The sequence below is a fragment of the [Bacillus] selenitireducens MLS10 genome (assembly GCF_000093085.1).
In the GTDB taxonomy this organism is placed as follows: Bacteria; Bacillota; Bacilli; order Bacillales; family Salisediminibacteriaceae; genus Salisediminibacterium; species Salisediminibacterium selenitireducens.
Genome location: NC_014219.1, coordinates 1867860 through 1891157, shown reverse-complemented (window position 1 = coordinate 1891157; position 23298 = coordinate 1867860). Strand labels below are relative to the sequence as shown.

The 23298-nt window shown below is 48.1% G+C and carries 17 protein-coding genes and 1 pseudogene; 1 reads left to right on the top strand and 17 read right to left on the bottom strand.

Translation table 11 applies throughout. From position 1 onward, the window contains the following. Positions 1-4 precede the first annotated feature (4 nt). From priA to BSEL_RS08650, 6 genes and pseudogenes are all read right to left on the bottom strand, one after another. Complete coding sequence (gene priA / locus BSEL_RS08675) at positions 5-2431, bottom strand: primosomal protein N' (protein WP_013172623.1); 2427 nt, start codon at positions 2429-2431, stop codon at positions 5-7. Continuing rightward, a complete protein-coding gene (gene coaBC, locus BSEL_RS08670) occupies positions 2428-3645 on the bottom strand; it encodes a bifunctional phosphopantothenoylcysteine decarboxylase/phosphopantothenate--cysteine ligase CoaBC (RefSeq protein ID WP_408643021.1) in 1218 nt (405 codons plus the stop codon). The genes priA and coaBC overlap by 4 nt, the downstream gene beginning before the upstream one ends. A 236-nt stretch (positions 3646-3881) precedes the next feature. Beyond that, positions 3882-4076, bottom strand: a pseudogene (gene rpoZ / locus BSEL_RS18030) (DNA-directed RNA polymerase subunit omega); the annotation flags it as partial. A gap of 6 nt (positions 4077-4082) precedes the next feature. Further along, positions 4083-4694: a guanylate kinase gene (gene gmk, locus BSEL_RS08660; protein ID WP_013172620.1), complete on the bottom strand. Its 612-nt coding sequence runs from the start codon at positions 4692-4694 to the stop codon at positions 4083-4085. Positions 4695-4801: 107 nt separating this feature from the next. Then, the gene (gene remA, locus BSEL_RS08655) at positions 4802-5065 is read right to left on the bottom strand and encodes an extracellular matrix/biofilm regulator RemA (protein WP_013172619.1); all 264 of its coding nucleotides are present in this window, start codon (positions 5063-5065) and stop codon (positions 4802-4804) included. A gap of 39 nt (positions 5066-5104) precedes the next feature. Beyond that, positions 5105-5986, bottom strand: coding sequence for a YicC/YloC family endoribonuclease (locus BSEL_RS08650; RefSeq protein ID WP_013172618.1), 882 nt, complete (start codon positions 5984-5986; stop codon positions 5105-5107). A 172-nt stretch (positions 5987-6158) separates the two neighbouring features. Between BSEL_RS08650 and BSEL_RS08645 the strand changes: the two genes are divergently transcribed. Next, positions 6159-7874 (top strand): Rqc2 family fibronectin-binding protein, encoded by a 1716-nt coding sequence (locus BSEL_RS08645; protein ID WP_013172617.1) that lies wholly within the window; start codon positions 6159-6161, stop codon positions 7872-7874. Between the two features lie 75 nt (positions 7875-7949). Here BSEL_RS08645 and BSEL_RS08640 read toward each other — a convergent pair whose 3' ends face one another. From BSEL_RS08640 to BSEL_RS08580, 11 genes are all read right to left on the bottom strand, one after another. After that, a complete protein-coding gene (locus BSEL_RS08640; RefSeq protein WP_013172616.1) occupies positions 7950-9785 on the bottom strand; it encodes an ABC transporter ATP-binding protein in 1836 nt (611 codons plus the stop codon). A 14-nt stretch (positions 9786-9799) separates the two neighbouring features. Next, a complete protein-coding gene (locus BSEL_RS08635; RefSeq protein WP_013172615.1) occupies positions 9800-11551 on the bottom strand; it encodes an ABC transporter ATP-binding protein in 1752 nt (583 codons plus the stop codon). Between the two features lie 249 nt (positions 11552-11800). Beyond that, entirely contained in the window at positions 11801-13117 is a 1317-nt protein-coding gene (ltrA, locus tag BSEL_RS08625; RefSeq protein WP_232970448.1) for a group II intron reverse transcriptase/maturase, read from the bottom strand. 568 nt (positions 13118-13685) lie between these two features. After that, a complete protein-coding gene (pyrE, locus tag BSEL_RS08615) occupies positions 13686-14327 on the bottom strand; it encodes an orotate phosphoribosyltransferase (RefSeq protein WP_013172612.1) in 642 nt (213 codons plus the stop codon). Continuing rightward, positions 14314-15033 (bottom strand): orotidine-5'-phosphate decarboxylase, encoded by a 720-nt coding sequence (gene pyrF / locus BSEL_RS08610; protein ID WP_013172611.1) that lies wholly within the window; start codon positions 15031-15033, stop codon positions 14314-14316. The genes pyrE and pyrF overlap by 14 nt, the downstream gene beginning before the upstream one ends. Then, positions 15009-15944 carry a dihydroorotate dehydrogenase gene (locus BSEL_RS08605; protein WP_013172610.1) on the bottom strand — a complete coding sequence of 312 codons (936 nt, stop codon included), beginning with the start codon at positions 15942-15944 and terminating at the stop codon, positions 15009-15011. The genes pyrF and BSEL_RS08605 overlap by 25 nt, the downstream gene beginning before the upstream one ends. After that, a complete protein-coding gene (locus BSEL_RS08600; RefSeq protein WP_013172609.1) occupies positions 15941-16696 on the bottom strand; it encodes a dihydroorotate dehydrogenase electron transfer subunit in 756 nt (251 codons plus the stop codon). Before BSEL_RS08600 ends, BSEL_RS08605 begins: the two co-directional genes overlap by 4 nt. Continuing rightward, on the bottom strand, positions 16693-19908 hold the full coding sequence (carB, locus tag BSEL_RS08595; protein WP_013172608.1) for a carbamoyl-phosphate synthase large subunit: 3216 nt from the start codon (positions 19906-19908) through the stop codon (positions 16693-16695). The genes BSEL_RS08600 and carB overlap by 4 nt, the downstream gene beginning before the upstream one ends. Then, on the bottom strand, positions 19892-20989 hold the full coding sequence (carA, locus tag BSEL_RS08590; protein ID WP_013172607.1) for a glutamine-hydrolyzing carbamoyl-phosphate synthase small subunit: 1098 nt from the start codon (positions 20987-20989) through the stop codon (positions 19892-19894). The genes carB and carA overlap by 17 nt, the downstream gene beginning before the upstream one ends. Then, positions 20989-22275, bottom strand: a complete 1287-nt coding sequence (locus BSEL_RS08585; protein WP_013172606.1) for a dihydroorotase — start codon at positions 22273-22275, stop codon at positions 20989-20991. Before BSEL_RS08585 ends, carA begins: the two co-directional genes overlap by 1 nt. Then, a complete protein-coding gene (locus BSEL_RS08580; protein WP_013172605.1) occupies positions 22265-23167 on the bottom strand; it encodes an aspartate carbamoyltransferase catalytic subunit in 903 nt (300 codons plus the stop codon). Before BSEL_RS08580 ends, BSEL_RS08585 begins: the two co-directional genes overlap by 11 nt. Between the last annotated feature and the right edge of the window lie 131 nt (positions 23168-23298).

Below are 23298 nucleotides of genomic sequence, written 5' to 3'. Positions count from 1 at the left end.
TCCTCTATAGCATCATGTTCGGATTTGTATCGATCGCAATTTGCAAACCGCCTTTATTCAATCTTCCCTCGAAGAGAACAAAGACCTGTTGCAAGACAGCAGTCAATTTTGGCTCAACTTTGTATTTTATCATGCATTGATAGCGATATCTATCTTTAATCCGGGGGATCGACGATGCCACGGGGCCATAGATTTTGGTCTCATCCGACAAATGTTCTTTTAAAAACCGTGTAATCGCTTCGGTTGCCTTCACTGTCTCATCAAGTGATTCATCACTCACATGAATCAAGGTTAAAAAATAATATGGCGGATAACCCGCTTGCTTTCGCATGCGCATTTCCTTTTGAAAAAAACCGATATAATCATGCGAAACAACATCCTGGATACTGTAGTGATCCGGCGTGTATGTCTGCACAAGCACTTCCCCGTGTTTTTCGTGTCTGCCTGCCCGTCCACTGACCTGGGTCAGGAGCTGAAAAGTCCTCTCCCCTGCCCGGAAATCCGGCAGATGAAGCATCGAGTCGGCAGCCAGGACTCCAACGAGCGTAATATCCGGAAAATCGAGACCTTTGGCAATCATTTGAGTACCGAGTAAAATATCTGCTTCATGATTGCCAAATGCCGTCAGATGTTTTTCGTGCGAGCCCTTTTTTCCTGTCGTATCAACATCCATACGGATCACCCTGGCATCAGGCAAAACCTGCCTGAGTTCATCTTCTACCTTCTGTGTACCTGTACCGAAAAAGCGGATCGATTCACTCGTACACTCCGGACACTGCCTTGGGACCGTATGATGATAGCCGCAGTAATGACATTGAAGCTGGTTGGTAGACTGATGAAAGGTAAGCGATATGTCACAGTGCGGGCACTCCGCAACAAAACCGCAGTCCCTGCACATAATAAATGTCGAGTAACCCCTTCGATTTAAAAAAAGAACAATCTGCTCCTGTTTGTCAATGCGCTGCTTCATTGCTTCGAGCAGTTTCTCCGAGAACATTGAGCGATTTCCACTTCTCAGTTCATCTTTCATATCGATGATCTCCACGTCCGGCATTTGAACATCGTTTACACGCTTTTCCATTTCGATCAGCGTGTAGACGCCTTTCTTTGCCCTTGCATAACTTTCAAGGGATGGCGTTGCACTTCCGAGAATGACCGGACAATTGTATAATTCCCCGCGCTTTAATGCCACATCACGCGCATGGTAGCGTGGATTATCCTCTTGTTTATAGCTTCCTTCATGCTCTTCATCGATGATGATGATGCCGATCTGTTCAAAAGGGGCAAAGACCGCTGAACGGGCACCAACTGCCACATCCACTTCCCCTTTTCGAATCCGGTGCCATTCATCATATTTCTCTCCGGATGACAAAGCGCTGTGTAAAACGGCGACCCTCGAACCAAAGCGCTCCTTAAATCTCGTCACCATCTGAGGGGTAAGGGAAATTTCGGGGACAAGCATGATCGCTTCTTTACCTTTCAGCAAAACCTGCTCGATCGTTTGCAGATATATTTCTGTCTTTCCGCTTCCCGTAACACCACGGATGAGAAAGGCCTCATGACGCGCTTCGTGAACAGCGGGAACGATTCTGTTGAAGGCTTCCTGCTGTTCGGGCATGAGCGTGCGATTATGTGTTTTTTCAAAATCCCGATCTGAATAGGGATCCCGGTTTATGGATACTTCTTTCTTCTCAACCCACCCTTTCTCGGTCAGGGATCTGATCATCTGGGATCCGGCTTTGAGTTCTTTTACCGGCAGACATTTCGAATCGTGAGCGGAAAGCGCTCTGACAATCTCCGCCTGTCGGGGTGAACGTTTCTCAAGCGCGGCGTAGCTCTCCAAGTCTGTATGCGGCTCTTTTATCAGACAGAGATGAAGCAGCTTTTTCACTGTTTCACCCGTACTGACAACCGGTTCAACGGAAACAAGCCCGGCACTGATCCACGCGCTGATTTGCTTTTGTTCATCCTGGGAAGCGGACTTCTTCCACTTATCCCAGTCCGCCACCTCGCCATCTTTCATCAGGCCGTAAATCCGTTCCTGTTCTTGATCGGGGATATCTGGCATGACGTCGTCTTTCAGGATGAGTTTTTTTCTGTATTTGGCTCGCATAGCCGCAGGAAGCATGGATTTCAGCACGGAAATATGATAGGAAACCGTATGATCCCGAACCCATTCTGAAAGCGCCAGCAGTTCATCCGTCAATGGCGGGGAGAGATCGGTCAAATCACTGATCGCCCTCAGTTTGTCGTCCGGCACCGTTGAGGTATGCGAAGTCCTGATGACAAATCCCTGCACTTTTCTCGGTCCGAACGGAACAATCACACGCATACCCGCTCTCACAATCGTGACAAATTCATCGGGCACTCGGTAGTCATACAGCCTGTCTGTCTGCTGGGCCTGCACGTCGACAATGACCTGAACGATCATGAACCTCGCCCCGTGATGAGCGGTTCGATTTCATCAAGCAAGTGTCTTGCCACATCCCGTTTTTGGCTGAGAGGGATGGTCACTTCTCTGCCATTTTGAAAAATCAGCATGATCTCGTTTGTGTCCCCGTCAAATCCCATTCCTTCTTTAGCAATATGATTAATCGCGATCGCATCAAGCTGCTTTTCATGTAATTTTTTCCGGCCGTATTCTTCAACCTGCTGCGATTCGGCAGCAAAACCGACGAGAACCTGATCTTTCTTCTGTTCACCGAGGCTTTTCAGGATATCCGGTGTCTTCACCAAAGATAGAGTCATCACATCATCCTGTTTTTTGATCTTCTCAGTAACGGCATCTTCAGGCTTGTAATCCGCCACTGCCGCAGCCTTGATCACCAAATCGGTATCAGGATAGGCACGGTGGACCTCTTTATACATGTCTTCTGCAGATTTAACATCGATTCTTTGAACCCCGTGAGGCGTGGCAAGAGCCGTCGGTCCGGCGATCAATGTGACATGAGCGCCTCGTGCTGCGGCTTCCTCAGCCACCGCAAACCCCATTTTGCCAGATGAACGGTTCGTAAAATAGCGAACCGGATCCACAGCTTCAACCGTGGGACCCGCAGTGACAAGAACACGTTTACCATGCCATTCCCTGTGAGCCTGTCGGATGAAATGATGATCGATGGCTGCCAGGAGATCCTCAGGCTCAGCCATCCGTCCCTTTCCGGTGTAGCCGCAGGCTAAATAGCCGTCATCCGGTTCGATAAAGCGGTAGCCGAACTCTTCAAGAGTCGTCATATTGCGCTGAACAGCCGGGTGCTGATACATATGTACATTCATGGCCGGCGCTACGAGAATCGGAGCCGTCGCAGCCATAAGTGTGGTTGTTACCATATCATCGGCAATACCGTTAGCCAACTTTCCCAGGACATTGGCCGTTGCAGGGGCAATCACGATCAGATCCGCCCAGTCAGCAGCGTCAATGTGGGCAATTTTATCAGGCTCCGGTTCATCAAACGTATCATCATGCACATATCCCCGCGACAGCGCCTGAAACGTCAGGGGTGTGACGAACTTTTCCGCAGATTGTGTCATAAGCACCTTCACTTCATAATCATTCTGTGTGAGTTTACTTGTCAGAGCAGCCGCCTTAAATACGGCTATGCCACCGGACACGCATAGTAAGATCCGTTTCTTTTGATTCAAGGTCATTCATCCTTTCAATCGAACATTCGTTACCTCCCATTATACATGAAAGGCGGATCATGCAGAAGAATCATCCTTATAGATAATGGGATTCGCTCATTCACTTCAAACGTCGATGCGGGTTTACCAGCTGCTTCATTAAGCCTTTTCAATAAGTTTTGCAGATAAACCGGATAAAAAAGAAAACAACCAGCATCAGCTGATTGTTTCGTCTTCATCTTCACCTGGATCAGACAGGTCAATTTTTTATAGCCCAAAATTTCCTGATCAATCTCTTCCAAAGCACGTCCCACAAAATTTGGTGAGGTTGAGCGGACAGTCATGCTCGCTGTTTCCGGGTAGTCACGGAGTTCTCTTGCACGCTGTGAGGAAATCGTCACCAGCGTATATTTTGAATTGATCTTCGTCATTAATGAATCAATCGATGGCTTCAACATCGTCAATCACTCCTTTACAAGTTCTTTATACAGATGGATCAGACGGTCCTTTTTGCAGTTTTCTGCGGTTACAATGGCTTTGATTCGCTCAACGGCAAGTTCCACTTCATCGTTTTCAACAACGTAATCATACTTGTCCATCAGATCGATCTCGTCTTTTGCCACACTCATGCGGTTATCAATCAGTTCCTTCGTTTCCGTCCCGCGGCCTTCAATACGGTTTCGAAGTTCTTTCAGGTCAGGTGGCATCAGGAAAATAAACACGCCCTCCGGAAAGGTTTCTTTAACTTGAAGAGCACCCTGCACCTCGATTTCGAGGATGACATCGTGACCTTTATTAATCATCTCTTCGACGTATTGTCTCGGTGTGCCATAATAATTCTCAACGTACTGAGCGTATTCAAGCAGTTCATCCTCATGGATCATACGTTCGAACTCTTCTTTCGACTTGTAAAAATAATTAACGCCCTCCTGTTCCCCTTCCCGCGGCGAGCGGGTCGTCGCTGAAACCGAGTAGCGAATATGTGTATCATGTTCACGGAGTGCCCCGCAAACCGTTCCTTTTCCGACCCCGGAAGGACCGGACAGCACGATCAGTAAACCCTTTTCTCTTTTCATAATGAATTATTACCTCCGCCTGTATTCATCCTATAATCATACCACAGACCACCTGCAACGCCAACAGCAAATCGAAAGCCGCCAAATGGCGGCCCGACAAACCCGGACTATTCTTCCGTGGCGTCCTCTTTGCTTGTAATCACACGCTGTGCAACAGTCTCCGGCTGCACGGCTGATAAAATGACATGGTCACTGTCTGCAATAATAACAGCACGGGTTCTTCGCCCGTAAGTAGCGTCAATCAGCATATTCCGATCCCTTGCATCCGAAATAATGCGTTTAATTGGAGCGGATTCAGGGCTCACAATTGAAATGATCCTGTTCGCCGACACGATGTTTCCAAAACCAATATTAATAAGTTTAATATCCACAATCATTCTCCTGTTCTGCGCATAGTATCGTTCTGGCTGTTATTCGATATTCTGAATCTGTTCTCTGATTTTTTCAAGTTCAGATTTTATTTGCACGACTGTGTGGTTCACTTCAAGCTGGTTGGCTTTTGACCCGATCGTATTGACTTCCCTGTTCATTTCCTGCATAAGAAAATCCAACTTACGTCCAACCGGTTCCTCGTCCTTCATCATCGCCGAAAACTGTTGCAGGTGGCTTGCCATCCGCGTCAGTTCTTCGGAAAAATCCGATTTCTCTGCAAAGACTGCCACTTCAGTCAAAACCCGCTGCTCTTCCACTGAACCGTATTGCCCGATGATGTCTTCCATCCGTTTTTGAAGCCTTGACCTGTACTCCTCTTCTGCTCGCGGAGCCAGTTTTTCAAGTTCATGAATCGATGCATGCAATGTATCAAGCCGTTTCATCATGTCATTAAACATGGCTTTGCCTTCATTGATTTTCATGTCGCGAAGCTGTTCCACTGCCGCCTCCAGGACAGATTCAACCGTTTCGCCCAAATCGTCAGTGACTTCCTCTTTTTCCTGAACGGAAACGACGTCTTCATGCAGCAACAGCTGATCGACAGGGAATGCCTCTGATGCAACGGAATGTTTGACCATGTCATTGTAGACCTGATGGTACTGATCAAAGATAGCCCAGTCTACCTGCACATGGCGCTCCACACCCAATGAACCGTGCAAATTAACATAAACATCCACTTTCCCGCGTTTCACATCGCGGCTGATTCGTTTTTTCAGCCGGTCTTCCAAAAACAGCAGTTGCCTCGGTAATCGCATATTTACCTCGGAATAACGGTGATTTACAGCCTTCATCTCAACTGTGATCAGACTGTTGCCGATTTCCTTGGCCGATCTCCCGAAACCTGTCATACTCTTCATCATTCATATCACATCCACTTTGTATAGTTTAACGAATTTTTATCCATTCAACAAGTCGTACTCCAAATCTGTTTTTCTGAACCCTTATTTTAGCAGAAAAATTGCCGCTCGTTTGTTAAACGGTGTAATTTTGCTATAATGGACAAGACTTTGACAGATGAACGGAGGAACTATCATGTCTTTTGACGGTACAGTAACGCGTGCGGTGACCGATGAACTCGCCAACACGATTCAGTCCGGACGCATAACCAAGATCCATCAGCCAGACCCTTCAGATATTATGATGACCATTCGGGCTCACGGAAAAAACCATCAGCTGTTTTTTTCGGTGAATCCAAACTTTGCAAGGTTCCATCTGACGAAACTGAAATTCACAAACCCGCAGGAACCACCGATGTTTACCATGGTGTTGCGTAAACATCTCGAAGGAAGCATTCTCGAATCCATTGAACAGGATGGACTCGAGCGAATCGTGACTTTCTCATTTAAAGGCCGAAATGAACTTGGCGACGTTTCTTACAAAATCCTGATCCTCGAATTGATGGGCAGACACAGTAATCTTATATTCGTCGATAAAGAAACGGGCACAATATTAGACAGCCTGAAGCATATTCCGCCATCTGTTTCAAAACGTACCGTGATGCCGGGACAACCCTACTCACCACCGCCATACATGGACAAACTCAACCCGCTTGATGCAGATGAGGAATTACTGAGACGGAAAATCGATTACAATGCAGGTAAAGTGCAAGATCAGATCCGAAACCTGTTTGCAGGACTCTCTCCGCAAATCATCAGGGAAATCCAGCACAGAGCAGGTCTCATTAACCGGGACTCCCTCCCCCAGGCTTTCACAGATACAATGGAACCATTAAAACAGGGTGAAGCCAGACCCCAAATCATCCGGAATGAAAAAGAAACGTTCTCCGTGATCGATCTGACACACCTTAGCGGCAATAAAGACTCCTATGACAACACATCTGTCATGCTCGATGCTTTTTACGAAAACAAAGCCGAGCGTGACCGTGTCCGTCAGCAGGCCCATGATTTGGAGCGTTTTTTGAGAAACGAATATCAAAAAAATAAGAAAAAGCTGAAAAAACTTGAACAGACCCTGAATGACACAGAGAAGGCACAAGATGACCAGAAAAACGGCGAACTCGTCACAGCGCATATGCATCAAATTCAGCCGGGGGACAAAACCATTACCGTAATCGATTATTATGAAGAAGAACAGCCGGAAAAAATCATTCCCCTTGATCCGGACAAATCGCCGTCCGAAAACGCCCAACAGTTCTTCAAGCGATACCGAAAGCGGCAAACCGCTGCCGTTCATGTCAAAAAACAGCTGAAGCAGGCAAAAGAGGAAATGGCTTATCTCGATACACTTATTCAGCATGTTGAAATGGCCACCACCGAAGACATTGCAGAAATCCGCAACGAACTTGAAGCAGGCGGCTATCTGAAAAAGAAAAAAACATCCAAAAAGCCGAAAAAGCCTCAAAAACCGAAACCAGAGAAATACCTCTCATCCGAGGAAATCGAAATCTACGTAGGCAAAAACAACATTCAAAATGAATATGTCACAAACCGGATGGCCCGCCAAAATGACACCTGGCTCCACACAAAGGATATTCCCGGCTCCCACGTGGTGATCCGCAGTGAGACATTCGGCGAAAAAACCCTGCACGAAGCAGCTAACCTCGCGGCGTACTTCTCAAAAAGCAGGTTGTCAGGACAGGTGCCTGTTGACTACACCCTAATCCGCCATGTCCGAAAGCCAAACGGCGCAAAACCGGGATATGTCACGTACGAACAACAGAACACACTCTTTGTGACCCCAGATGAAGAACTGGTTAAACGATGCAGAGACCGCGCTAAACAGAACTGATCTGTTCCTTCTGCTGGCCACCCGAATAACAAATGAAAGCAGCACCGAATCCTCCGATTCGGTGCTGCTTCTTTGTCATCCGGTATTCAGGGCATTAAACTGTGATTTGACCAGTTCGTAGTATTCACCCCTCTGAGCCATGAGATCATCATGATCCCCCTGCTCAAGTATCTTCCCCTGTTCCAAAACAAAAATCCGGTCTGCTTCCCTGATCGTAGAAAGACGGTGCGCGATCATAATCGCCGTTCGACCATGAAGCAGTTTACGGAGAGCCGCCTGAATGATCTGTTCGGTTTCCGTGTCAATTGCGGCCGTCGCTTCATCCAGAATCAGGATTTGCGGATCTGCGAGAAGCGCCCTGGCAAAGGAAATCAACTGCCGCTCTCCGACAGACAGAATATTTCCCCGTTCTTCCACTTCCGTTTCATACCCGTTCGGAAGCTCCTGAATAAATCCATCTGCGCCTACCGTGTAAGCCGCCTGTTTTACCTCTTCGTCTGTCGCATCAGGTCTGCCAAAGCGGATATTATCCATGATCGTACCTGAAAATATAAATGTATCCTGTAAAACAATACTGACCTTCTCACGGAGACTGTCGAGACGAATATCCCTTAAATCATGCCCATCGAGAAGGATTCTTCCTTTCGTCGGATCATAAAAACGGCTGATTAAGTTGACAATCGTTGTTTTACCGGAGCCTGTATGTCCAACAAGGGCAACGGTCTGACCGCCTTTAATTTCGATCGACATATCGTGAAGAGCTTTTCTTTTCTCATCATAAGCAAACTCGACGTGATCAAACTGAATGTGACCATCTATATCCTTTAAAGTTTTTGCATTCATTTTTTCAGGAACAGAAGGCTGTTCATCGAGGAACTCAAAGATCCGCTCTGATGATGCCATACCGACAAGCAGCTGGTTATACACCTGCCCGAGCCTCGAAATCGGTTCCCAAAACATCCCGATATAAAGAGAAAACGCGAAGAACTCACCGATCGTCAATGCCTCCATCTGAATGAGGAATACACCGAAGGAGAGCAGAATTGCGGTCCCGATCGCCCCGCTCATTTCCACAAAAGGCCGGAACATGGCACTTTTTTGCGTCGCATTTCGCCATGCTTCAAAGTTCGTCTGATTCATCTTCTTAAAAAAGCCGATGTTTTCGTTTTCCTGCGTATATGACTGAGTTACACGGATTCCCTGAATGCTTTCATTGAGATGCGAATTGATCATCGACTGCTTAATCCTCACATCCTGCCACGAACGTCGGATATTCCGGCGCAGTCTCGTGGAGATAAAAAACATCAATGGCAGCACGATCATAATGGCAACAGTCAATGAAGGACTGATGACAAAGAGCAGAATCACAATCCCGATCAGCATAATCAGATCCATCAGGAGATTGATGACCCCGTTCGTGAATAAATCCTGGAGACTGTTCACGTCGTTGGTGATCCTGACGAGAATCGACCCCGCCGACCTTTGATCGAAAAACCGGTGAGACAGACGCTGAATATGATTAAAGAGTTTTTTACGCATATCAAATATCACAAGTTGTCCAAGCTTGTTCATGTATTTGATCCTCAGTGTATTCCCTATGTAGGAAATAACATACATAAAGGCGATAACCCCGACCATGATCCAGAGAAAATTCACATCACCATGTTCGATTATATGGTCAAGAGCAAAGCTTCCGATCAGAATAGGCGCAAATAAACGCACAGCCGTCGACAGCACCATCCCGAGGATCGCAATTGGAAGAATCGTCTTTGCGTAAGGTTTCATAAAGCTGAAGAGCCGCAGCATCTGCTTCCAGTTGAACGGTTTCTCAATCGCCTGATCTGTTGAATAATGGAATCGCTTCAGCGTTCTTGAACCGGCTTCCTGATCGCGGTTTGTTTGTGCAGACATCTGATCACCTCCTGTTAATTGGATTGGATAAATTCATGCCGATCGCGGTACTGAATATCATAGATGTGGCGATAATGACCATCTTCAATCGTCAAAAGCTCATCATGTGTGCCCCGTTCGACGATATTGCCGTTATCGAGGACCAGGATCTCATCTGCATGCATAAGTGACGAAATCCTGTGTGCGATGATAAACGTTGTTCTTCCCTTCATTACCTCTTGGAAGGCAGCCTGGATTTTTGCTTCCGTCTCCATATCGACCGCACTCGTGGCGTCATCGAGAATCAGGATCGTCGGATCGATACAGATGGCACGGGCAATCGCGATGCGTTGTTTTTGACCGCCCGACAATCCGCCGCCCCGCTCACCGAGAATTGTGTCATAGCCTTCTGGCAACTCCGCGATAAACTCATGGGCATCAGCCCTTTTGGCTGCATCGATAATCTGATCCATCGTCGCTTCGGGATTCCCGTAGGAGATGTTGTCCTTTACCGATGAAGAGAACAGGAATGATTCCTGAAGAACGACACCCGTATTTTTCCGAATGGTTTTCAGGGTATAATCGGAAACCGGTCGCCCGTCAATCAGAATCCTGCCCCGATCAGGCTCATAAAACCGGGTAATCAATTGCGTAATCGAGGTCTTACCGGAGCCCGTAGCACCGATCAGACCGATTGTCATCCCCGGCTTCGCTTCAAAGCTGATATCATTCAATGCCGGCTGCTCATCGCCATCATAACGGTGACGGACCTGCTCAAATGTGACATGGCCTTCAAGGCGGGCCACTTCGATGGCTCCCGGTTTATCAAAGATATCTTCACGCTCATCAAGCACTTGCAGAATCCGCTCTCCGGATGCCTTCGCCTGTGAAAACGTGTTGACAATAAACCCAAGGTTCATGAGCGGATTAATAATGTACCAGACGAGACTGAAGAAAGCTACGAGAACACCGGGCTGAAGATCGCCCTGAATCACAAGCCAGCCCCCGTAACCAAGGAGGACCACAACAGCAATTTGACCGATCAGTTCCATGAACGGGAAATACCTCGCCCATATATTCGATGTATAAATAAATTTTTCTTTATAATCGGTGTTCTTGTCGTCAAAACGTCCCATTTCAAAACCCTCTTTTGAGAGCGATTTGACCGTCGGCATGCCGCTAATGTTTTCCTGGACTTTGGTTGTCATCCCGGCAAATGACTTTCGGATATCCGTGAAGGCCGGATGAACCTTTTTATCAAACTTATACACCGTAATGATCAGGAACGGCATGGACATCAGCGTCACGGTTGCGAGCATCGGACTGTAATAAAACATGATCCCCATACTGAGGCTGATCAGCATAACCACATTGATCAACTGGGCAAATCCGAACGAGAGGAAGAAACGGAAACCTTCCACGTCAGCGGTCAGTCTCGACATCAGGTCTCCGGTTCTGGCATTGTCATAATACCTGAAAGGCAGGAACTGAAGCTTTTTATAGAGGGCATTACGCAGCTCATAAACTGCATTGATCCCAAATAAATCACCCAGATACTGATGAAAATACACGGTGACACTCTTCAACAGCATCACAAAGAAAAAACCAATCGCCACAAACGGCACCCATTCAAAATTGCCTTCGCCAATCACATAATCAATGGTGATCTGTAAGATAACCGGATAAACGACGGTGAGTGCCGTCGTGATTAACAGAAATAAAATGGATAAAAAGAAAAACCGTTTATAAGGCATATAAAACATCTGCAGTCGCTTAAACGTCTCCATACACGGGAACCTCACTTCCTACTGAAAAATTGCAACACTACTAATATATCGGTTTCCGAAATAAATGACGATAGGCAAATAGAATGAAAATTTGGCATTTTCACTGATTGACCATTCCAGAACCGCTGTTTGCTCCCCCTCAGGGACGTTTACTGCCTGGCACGCCTTTAACCAAATAAAATCGAGTAGGAGGGGCTTCACAGCCCCGACCTCTCACACCACCGTACGTACGGACCCGTATACGGCGGTTCAATAAGTTGAGTATGCACGCTCGTAGAGTTGACTCATGTCTTTGAGTCCCCACCCTGCGAGCTTTTCTATTTTGATGGCTTTGTGCAGTGTCTCGTTCTTGGAGGCACGCCAATAGCCTTTGCGAGTGTTTGCCATTTTCCAAGCTTCTTCGGTTTCAATGCCATACTTCATCAAATTCTTGTATCTCGTTTTAATTTTCTTCCACTGTTTCCAGATCAGTTGCCTCAGCCGATGGTGTAACCATTGCTTAATGCTGTTGATAAAGGATTTCATGTAACTGATGCCATAGTAGTTGATCCAGCCGGTTGTCACCTGGTTAATCTTAAGAATAATGTAATCGAAGGAGTTCGCCTGGTTTCTTCTCGTCAGATATTTCAGTTTGGCTTTGAACTTCGCCTTGGAGGCGTGGTGAGGTCTGCACCTGGTTTCATTATTACTTTTGTGAATGCAAAACCCCAGAAACTTTCGTTTCGTTGGTGATCCTATAGCACTTTTCTCTTGGTTCACACTCAGTTTAAGTGTTCCCTCGAGGAAAGTTGTTGTGTTAAGGAGCACACGCTCCGCAGCTCTGCGACTTTTAACGTAGATGCAAAAGTCATCTGCATATCTGACGAAACGGTGGCCTCTTCTTTCCAATTCCTTATCCAGTTCATGTAGGTAAACATTGCTGAGAATCGGTGATAAGTTGCCACCTTGCGGTGCACCGTTTCTTGAAGATTCCCAGTTGTCCCCTATCATAATCCCGCTTTTAAGAAACTTCCAGATCAGTTTCAAGATGATCGGATCCTGAATATATTGTTCAAGATAGTTCATCAGCTTTTGATGGGGAATCGTATCAAAATAACTTTTCAGATCGATATCCACGACCATTTTGAATCCTTCATCATAATATTTTGCGGCTTGTTTAATCGCTTGTTTGGCATTTTTACCCGGTCTGAACCCATAACTGTTTGGAGAGAAGTGCGGATCTATTATCGGTTCAATAACTTGAAAAATCGCTTGCTGGACCATACGGTCCCGGACTGCCGGTATCCCCAATTTGCGTTTCTTTCCATTCTCTTTCGGAATCTCTACCCGTTTTACGGGTAAAGGTTGATATGTCCCTTTTTGGATTTTGGCTATCAATGGTTTCGCATATTGGCGAACATGTGCTTCAAGTTGGTCAACGGTCATCCCGTCGACCCCGGGGTTTCCTTTATTGGAAATCACCCGGTTCATCGCCAAATTCAGGTTATCCGGACAGACCACTCTGTCAATTAATTGCATACCGCTTTTCGACTCCTTTCGTTGCCAGATTGCTACACGCTTCTGCATACTCTTCCGCTTCCAGCGTATCCCTCTGCAGATAGCCGTCCGGAGACGTTTTCTGTGATTAAAGCAATCCTGTCAATTTCATTTGTCTCAAAGACGCTTATTGTTCGGTCCTTCATCCCCATGGGATTACTATGACCTCGGCTGACTTCTTACGATTCAGGAATCCATCTCTGAATTCCTTGTTCCTGTAGGATCTTCCATCCTTCTTGTCGGGAACCCTCGTAAGACCTCCCGGGGTAAGCACTGTCTCCTTCGTCCTATCGCCGCCATATTTACACTGTGGGGTTCGGGCAGTATTGGACTTTATCTTGTATAGCAGACTCATCCGCCCCATTTGTGCCTGATATGGTTCGTGTTCCTCGGTACAGGAGTTTGTCGCCGGCTTCCTTCAGATTCCACCTCACGGTGGACACCCTTGCCATTGACTAGTGGTTCCTACTGCCAAGCCCACAGGAGACTTTCACTCCCAAGATACAGTGCATGCCCGGCACACTACAAAAAATCCGACCCCGTCAGGGTCGGATCAATTATAAATGGAATTGGTATGCAGATGTTTTGGGAAACCCGATCAGGATTTCTTCCATGATGATGGATCCTGTTTCCATTCTTTTAAACTCACCTCGTCCTGATCAGATAATACACCCTCTGATTTTGCACTGGCAATCAGTGTATCAAAATCGGTAATAGTATGGATGGTCAGCTGATGCAAAGACGCATTTTCCTCCGCTTTAGGCAAGCCGTAGGTAAAGATCGCTGCGATATCCGTCACGATCCCTCCTGCATCACGTACAGCTTCAGTGGCATCAATGGATGAGCCCCCGGTGGAAATCAGATCTTCAATAATCAGGACTCTGTCTCCCGCATTGATCCGGCCTTCAATACGATTTTGTTTGCCGTGACCTTTTGCCGATCCGCGTATATAGGCCATGGGAAGATCCAAACGCTCACTCAGCCAAGCCGCATGAGGAATACCTGCTGTTGCTGTTCCTGCAATGACATCGACCTGATAGGGCAGGGCCTCTGTCATGTGGACAAACGCATCGATCACTTTCTTACGCTCATCCGGAAATGCCATGAGCATCCGGTTATCGCAATAAATCGGTGAGCGTATCCCGGAGCTCCATGTATAGGGATCCTCCGGACTCAAAGTAACCGCTTCGATCTTCATTAATAACGACGCAATTGACGCTGCTGTATCATTGGTTATCATAGCCAACCCACTCCTTTATGTAGTGTTCATACGCCTGTAAGCGATCCTCTGCACGCGTGATCCCACGCCCGACCACAATGGCATCTGTCTTCGCCTGCCGGGCTTCTCCTGGTGTACAGACCCTGACCTGATCCCCCGCATCACTGCCCTTAAGTCGAATTCCGGGTGTCAAAGTCCAAATCGACGGATACGCGGCTTTCAGCATCTCTGTTTCCATCGAGCTGCAGACGACGCCTTTCAGTCCGGCTTGCATCGCCAAGCCTGCAAGATGACGAACCTGATCCTCGAGGAATCCTGCGATTTTCAGTTCTTCGTTCATCATCAAAGCCGATGTGCTTGTCAACTGAGTGACTGCAATGCATGACGGAATGGCCTGCCCTTTCGGCGTCCCCTGGTGAAGACCTTCCATAGCCGCTTCCATCATGCGGATCCCCCCACTGGCATGAACATTCACGAGATCCGCACCAAGTGCCGCGAGCTGAATCATACTCCGTTTGACTGTTTCAGGAATATCATGAAGCTTCAGATCAAGAAATACCGAGTGTCCTTTCTCTTTTAATGCATGAACAATTTCCGGTCCCTCTTTGTAAAACAGTTCCATCCCCACTTTCAAATGGAGATGCCTGCCTTCCATTTCCTTCAAAAATTGATCAAGTTCGGCCCGTGAAGAAAAATCGCACGCTATAAAGAGAGGGTTTGGCTGCATGGTGACCAGCTCCTTCCAATGATATCTCTGACAGACTGGTAGCCCAGCTCATCAAGCCTTGTTTCAAGACCATCGATCAACTCCGGACAAATCATCGGATTCTGAAAATTAGCGGTCCCGACCGCCACAGCTGATGCACCGGCCATCATAAATTCGATGATATCATCAACGGTCTGCACGCCACCCATGCCAATAATCGGAATAGAGACCTCTTGACTCACATCATAAATCATCCTGATTGCCACCGGTTTGATAGCCGGTCCGGAAAGTCCTCCCCGTTTGTTTGCCAGCACGGGCTGTCCGGTTTGAACATCAATCGTCATCCCTACGAGTGTATTGATCATGGACAATCCGTCTGCACCGCCCGCTTCCACCGCTTTCGCCATAGCGACGATATCAGTCACATTCGGCGACAGTTTGACATAGAGCGGGATATCAATCACTTCTTTAACAGCCCGGGTCAGTTCACGGGCCACAGCCGGATCACTTCCAAACTGCATCCCACCGATTTTAACGTTGGGGCAGGATATATTCAGCTCGAGGGCCGAAGCTTTTCCCGAAGCCGCCACCTTCCGTGACGTCTCGACATAATCTTCGACGGCGTTCCCTGCTATGTTGACCAGTACCGGGATATCAAACTGCTTCAGGGCTTCGAGCTCATGAGTGATGACATGATCCACTCCCGGATTTTGAAGACCGATGGCGTTAAGCATACCGCCTTCTGTTTCATCAATTCTCGGCACGGCATTGCCGAGACGCTTCTCGGCCGTCACAGCCTTGACCGTAATGGCACCAAGCCGGTTCAAATCATAAAAACGCCCGTATTCTTCGCCGAACCCGAAACAGCCTGATGCCGGCAAGACCGGATTATTCATCGGCATCCCTGGTAAATCCACCGCCAACCTGTTCATAAGATCACCTCTTTACTGTCAAAAACAGGACCGTCACTGCAGACCTTCGCATAGCCGCGTTCCGTGTTCGTCCGGCAGACACATGCCAGACAGGCACCAACGCCGCAACCCATCCGTTCTTCAAGGGATAGATAACCCGGTATCGTCAACTGATGCTTAACCTTTGCGAGCATCGGTTTAGGACCGCAGGCGTAATACCGGCTCGCATGCTCCTCGGTCAGAATGTCTGTGATGTATCCTCTGTATCCTCTCGTGCCATCCTCTGTAGCAACCCACGTGTCACCAAGTGACTGGAAGGCTTCTTCATAGAACACATCTTCTGAAGACCTGAAGCCAAGGAAGATGTGACAGGATACCCCTGCTTTCGTCAAGGCCTTTGCGAGGATATACATCGGCGGTACCCCCACTCCTCCACCGATCAAAAGGACATGGCCATCCTCTTTGACAGACTCCACAGGAAATCCCGAACCGAGCGGCCCCATGACGTTGATGATCTCACCGGGTGCCCGCGTCGAGAGCACAGCTGTGCCTGTTCCGACTGTCTTATAAATGCACGTGATGACCCCTTTATCCGGATCTGTATCTGCAATACTGATCGGGCGTCTTAACAGCGGCTTTCCAAACACACCGGTCTGCATGTGCACAAACTGTCCTGGCAATGCCGCAGCTGCAAGTTCCGGTGCATGAAGCTGAATCTCGAACACATCTTTGGCAATGAGCCGATTTGCAATCACACTGGTTTCATGGATCATGTCAGCATCGCTCCTTCAGGGGCGGAAACCCCGCGGCTATTTGACGGATCGATCGTAAACGTCAGCATTTCAAGGACACTGAGTACCGCCATTGCCGTATCCAAAGACGTGAGGCAGGCAATACCCCGTTCAACGGCCTCTCTTCGTATCCGGAAGCCGTCCCTGGCAGGCTGTTTACCCCGTGTCATCGTATTGATGATCACATCAGCCTCACCTTTTTCAATCACACTGAGCAGATCATGTTCCCCGCCACCGATCTTTGCGATGACCTCTGCCTGAATACCTTTGCCGTTCAAGAACGCTGCCGTTCCTTCTGTCGCCAGAATCTGATAACCGATTTGATGAAAACGCCCTGCGATGGCAGCCGCTTCTTCCTTGTCTTTATCAGCGGTAGTTATGAGCACGGTTCCCTGCGTCGGGATATTGATCCCTGATGCAATCAGCCCTTTATAAAGGGCTTTTTCAACGGTTGTGTCGGTACCAATAACTTCACCTGTCGATTTCATTTCCGGGCCGAGTGAGATATCCACACTTCGGAGTTTCGCAAAGGAGAACACCGGCACTTTCACAGAAACCTTCTCCGGCTCCTCAAGGATGCCTTCGGTGAAGCCCTGATCGATCAGGGACTGACCGAGAATGGCTTTAGTCGCGGCGTTTGCCATGTTCATACCGGTGATTTTGCTGATGAACGGCACCGTTCGGCTTGATCTCGGATTCACCTCGATCACAAGAAGACGGTCACGCTGGATTACGAACTGAATATTCATCAGACCTTTGATCTGAAAGCCCTTGGCAAGGCGAATCGCTGACTGTGTGATCGTCTCTTTCATTTCGTCGGACAGTTTCTGCGGCGGGTAAACCGCGATGGAATCACCGGAGTGCACGCCGGCCCGCTCAATATGCTCCATTATGCCCGGCACAACAGCCGTCTCTCCATCACTGACGACATCCACTTCAATCTCCGTTCCCGTAATGTATTCATCAATCAGAACCGGATGCTTTTTATTCACATTTACCGCACGCTGCATATAGTGAGAGAGTTCTGACTCCGTGTGGACAATCTCCATTGCACGTCCTCCAAGGACATAGGAAGGTCGCACAAGCACCGGATAACCAATGTCTTCCGCTATCGCCATTGCCTCCGGCACCGACACAGCCGTTTTCCCTTCCGGCATCGGAAGCCCGATGTCATGAAGCCTTGCCTCAAAGAGATTCCGGTTCTCGCATGCATCCATTTCCTCAAGACTGGTCCCGAGAATCCTGACCCCCTGTTTGACCAGACTGTCTGCAAGGTTAATCGCAGTCTGTCCACCAAATTGCACGAGCACCCCTTCAGGCTTTTCATGCTCAATGACGTGCATGACGTCCTCTGTCGTGAGCGGTTCAAAATAGAGCTTATCCGATACTTCAAAATCCGTACTGACCGTTTCCGGATTATTATTGATGACGATCGCTTCATAACCAGCTTCGCGGATCGCTTTCACGGCATGGACGGTTGCGTAATCAAATTCCACACCTTGTCCGATCCGAATCGGACCGCTGCCCAAGACGACAATTGATTTTGAACCGGTCACTTCGGATTCTTCTTCCGTCTCATAGCTGCTGTAATAGTAAGGCGTTGCCGACGTGAATTCCGCTGCACAGGTATCGACCATTTTAAAGACAGGCTTGACCGACTGCGATTGCCGCCAGGATGCGACGGCCTCCTCTTCTTCACCGGTTGCGTCTGCAATATAAGCATCGGAAAAACCGAGACGTTTCGCTTCATACAAATGATCTTTCCAATTGTCCTGAGTAAGCGTTTGTTCAAGATCAATCATGCGTTTGAACTCACTGAGGAAATAGCGGTCAAACATGGTGATTCTGTGCAGTTCATCCACACTGAACCCGCGCCTTAAGCCTTCGATAATCGCAAAAACCCGTTCATCGTGGGTCTTGATAATCTTGTCGTACAATTCTTTCTCATCAAGAGCCGCCATGCCACTGTGAATCAAATGATTGGTATCTGTTTCCGCAGAGCGGACCGCTTTTAAAAATGATTCGCCAAACGTCCGGCCGATTGCCATGATTTCGCCAGTAGCCTTCATCTGGGTACCAAGAGATCGGTTCGCAGCATCAAACTTATCGAATGGCCATCTCGGTATTTTTGTGACGACATAATCGAGAGCCGGTTCGAAGCTCGCATACGTCACTTTGGTAATGGGATTGATGCATTCATCCAAATGATACCCGGCGGCAATCTTTGCAGAAAGCTTGGCAATCGGATACCCTGCAGCTTTTGAAGCAAGTGCTGATGAACGGCTTACCCGGGGATTGACCTCAATAATATAATACTGGTCACTGTCCGGGTCGATAGCGAGCTGTACATTGCACCCACCTTCAATTTCAAGGGCACGGATAATGGCAAGCGATGCATTTCTCAGTCGCTGATAATCACGGTCTGTCAATGTCTGAGACGGGGCCATCACAATGGAATCCCCTGTATGGACACCGACAGGGTCGATATTTTCCATATTACAGATGACAATGGCTGTATCATTTTTATCCCGCATGACTTCATATTCAATTTCTTTGAACCCTGCTATGCTCTTTTCCACAAGACACTGATTCACCGGACTCGCTTTCAGACCACCGTATACAATGGTTTCAAGTTCCTCCATCGTGTTCACGATGCCGCCCCCGGTTCCGCCTAATGTGTATGCAGGTCTGACAATCAATGGAAGACCGATGCTTTCTGCAAAAGTACGCGCTTCTTCAACAGAATGTACGATCTCACTCTCAGGAACAGGTTCTCCAAGCTCATTCATCAAAGCACGGAATGCCTCACGGTCTTCAGCTTTTCGGATTGACTCCACTTCCGTTCCCAGCAGCTTCACGCCATATTCATCGAGAATGCCTGATTCAAAGAGCTCAACTGCGAGATTCAGACCGGTCTGTCCCCCCAGCGTACCGAGAAGGGCATCTGGCCGTTCTTTGCGAATAATTCTGCTTAGAAAATCCACCGTCAACGGTTCCATGTAAACCCGGTCTGCCGTTTCTTCATCTGTCATGATCGTCGCAGGATTGGAATTCACAAGAACGACTTCATATCCTTCTTCTTTTAACGCCTGGCAGGCCTGCGTGCCTGCATAGTCAAACTCTGCGGCCTGTCCGATTATGATCGGACCGGACCCAATCACCATAATTTTGTTCAGATCAGTTCGTTTTGGCATAATGCGTCCCTCCTGCAACTTCATCGATCATGCTGTCAAACTGTTTAAACAGTTCTTTGGCATCTTCCGGTCCCGCAGAAGCCTCCGGGTGATACTGAACACTGAACGCCGGTGCGTGCAGATGTCTGATCCCCTCAACTGAACCGTCATTGACGTTGACATGCGTGGTTTCAAGTGATGTCTTGGCAAGTGAATCCGGTGAAATCGTATACCCGTGATTTTGGGATGTGATCGCGATCTTTCCCGTCGCGAGTTCTCTTACAGGATGATTGGATCCCCTGTGACCGAAACGCATCTTTTCAGTCGATGCACCGCATGCCCGTGCGAGAAGTTGATGACCGAGACAGATACCAAACAATGGAACCTGTCCGATCAGCTCCTGAACACAGGCTTCAGATTCCGGAATATCTGCCGGATCTCCAGGACCGTTGCTCAATACGACACCGTCCGGACTCAGGCCAAGTATAACCGTTGCGGAGGTATTATATGGCACAACGATCACGTCATAACCCAATTGCAGCAAATCTCTCAAGATCCCTTTTTTCATACCGTAATCGATCAGCACTACCCGTTTACCCTGACCTGGATTGGCGTAGATGGATTTCGTCGATACCTCTTTGACCTGTTCTGATAAAGGATTTGTTGCTTTGAGTCTGTCAATGACTTCCTGCTCGTCTGCGTCATCATAAACGATGGCGCCCCGCATGACGCCATTTTCCCTTATCATCCGGGTGATCATTCTTGTGTCGACACCAGCGATTCCGGCGACGCCGATCTGTTTTAACCAGTCATCGAAGGACCGTCTCATGAGATGATGAGACGGAGAGACTGCCGCTTCTTTGACAATGACTCCCTTCAGAGCCGGATTCATACTCTCAAAATCGTCGCGATTAATCCCGTAATTGCCGATCAGGGGATACGTCATCGTCACAATCTGACCCGAATAGGACGGATCAGAAAGAATTTCCTGATAGCCCGTCATCCCTGTCTGAAACACTACCTCGCCAAAACTATCTGTATCTGAACCGATTCCTTCACCTGCCCAGGTTGCGCCGTTTTCAAGTACAAGCTTTCGTCTCATCACTGGCCCTCCTCAACTGTCTCTCTTCGGTATACTTCTTTTCCTTTATGAACGGTCATCACAGGCCATGCGCTTAACCGTTCACCGGTAAATGGCGTGTTTTTCCCTTTCGACTCGAATGTTGACGGATCCACAATCTCTGTCCGTTCGGGATCAATCACCGTGAAGTCGGCATCAAGTCCCGGCGCAAGATCACCTGCATCCAACTTGAAAATCGCAGCCGGTTTGACCGTTAACCGCTCAATCAGGTCTGAAAGTGACAAAATTCCCGGCCTGACAAGCTTTGTATACAGTAATGCAAACGCGGTTTCAAGACCGGTAATCCCAAAGGGCGCATCGGTCATGGGTAACGCCTTTTCATCCTCTGTATGCGGTGCATGGTCCGTGGCAATGATATCGAGGGTACCATCAAGAATACCTTCAATAAGCGCGTTTTGATCCTCCTTTGAACGAAGAGGCGGGTTCATTTTATACATACTGTCATCGCCCGGTATGTCATCTTCACAGAGTACAAGATGATGAGGTGTGACTTCCGCGGTCACATGGATCCCCGCACGTTTTGCATCCCGGATGACCCGGACAGATTCTTTTGTACTGACGTGACAGACGTGATAATGGGCTCCGGTCGCTTCTGCCAAGAGGCAATCTCTCGCAATATGGACCGATTCACTGACCGATGTAATCCCCGGTATACCTGTTTGTTTGCTGAATGTCCCTTCATGAACCGCGCCGCCTTGAACGAGACTCATGTCCTCACAGTGCGCGACAACAGGAATCCCTGCCTCTTTGGCTTGTGTCATCGCATTGTACATCATGCCGGCATCTTTGACCCCGACGCCATCATCCGTAATCGCAACAGCACCTGCTTCTTTCAATCCTTTTACGTCGACGAGGGTCTCCCCGAGTTCCCGCTCTGTAATCGATCCATATGCATGGGCGGTGATGATCCCGTCCCGGTTCATTTTATCCTGAATGGATGACCATGTATCCACACTGTCTGGAACCGGTCTCGTGTTTGGCATGGCACATACGGTGGTGAAACCGCCTTTTGCCGCAGCGCGAGTTCCTGTCAGGATGGTTTCCTTCGCCTCCCCACCAGGTTCACGTAAATGAACATGAAGATCCACAAGACCGGGAATCAGCCATTTACCGCCAAGGTCAATGCCCTCTTCATCAGGTTCTTCGGCTGTGATCGTCTGCAGCTTTCCTGTTTCTTCGTTTACCAAGACGTGGACGTCTTGCAGCCAGCGTCCACCTGAATAGAGTGTTGCATGTTTATACCACATGTACAGGAGCCTCCTTTTGATGCAATGCCCGAACGAGTACGGCTTTTCTTACGGCTACACCGTTGTTCATCTGTTTAAAGATTCTTGACCGTTCACATTCCACAAGAGAAGAATCAATCTCCACACCACGGTTCACCGGAGCAGGGTGCATAATGATTCCGTGCGGCTTCATCCTTTTCTCTCTTTCCATCGTTAACCCGTATGTCTGCAGATAGTCATCCGGATTGGACAGCATCTCTCCATCGTGACGTTCAAGCTGAATCCGGAGAAGCATCACTACATCTGCGATTTCGACGGCCTCGTCAATCGTGAGCCGTTTCTCGCGCGGGATATCCTCATCAATCCATTCTTCAGGTCCGCTCACATAGACCTCCGCGCCAAATCGCTCAAGAACTTCAATATTGGAATGTGCGACCCTGCTGTGGAGAATATCCCCGACAATGACGACTTTCAGCCCCCTGAAGAGGCCAAATTCCTGACGGATGGTGAGAAGATCGAGCAGTGACTGAGTCGGATGATCCCCCGAACCGTCTCCTGCATTGATGATTGGAACCGTCAATCCTTTCAGCTGTTCATAATAGCGTGTTTCTCCGTGACGGATAATAAAAGCATCACAGCCTATGGACTCGAGGGTTTTCGCTGTATCGTAAAGGCCCTCTCCTTTATTGACGCTTGACGTGGCGACATCAAAATGAAGCGTATCGATCCCCAGCTGTTTCTGTGCCATCTCAAAACTGCATTTCGTACGGGTGCTTGCCTCAAAAAATAAATTGGCAATCACATGTCCGTTCCGGCTCCCTACGTGCCGCACTTCATATAATCGTTCCGCATCATCGAGAATCCTGTCAATTTCTTCTACAGAAAGCATCTTTAAAGAGGTTAATGAGGACATCGTTCAATCTCCCTTCAATTTAAATGAACAATTGCTGTTCGTTCCCTTTCTTGCATGTCGTGATTCTAAAAAACACACCCTGAACAGATTCAGGGTGTGTGAAAATAAACCTCTCCTGCATATTGACGGAG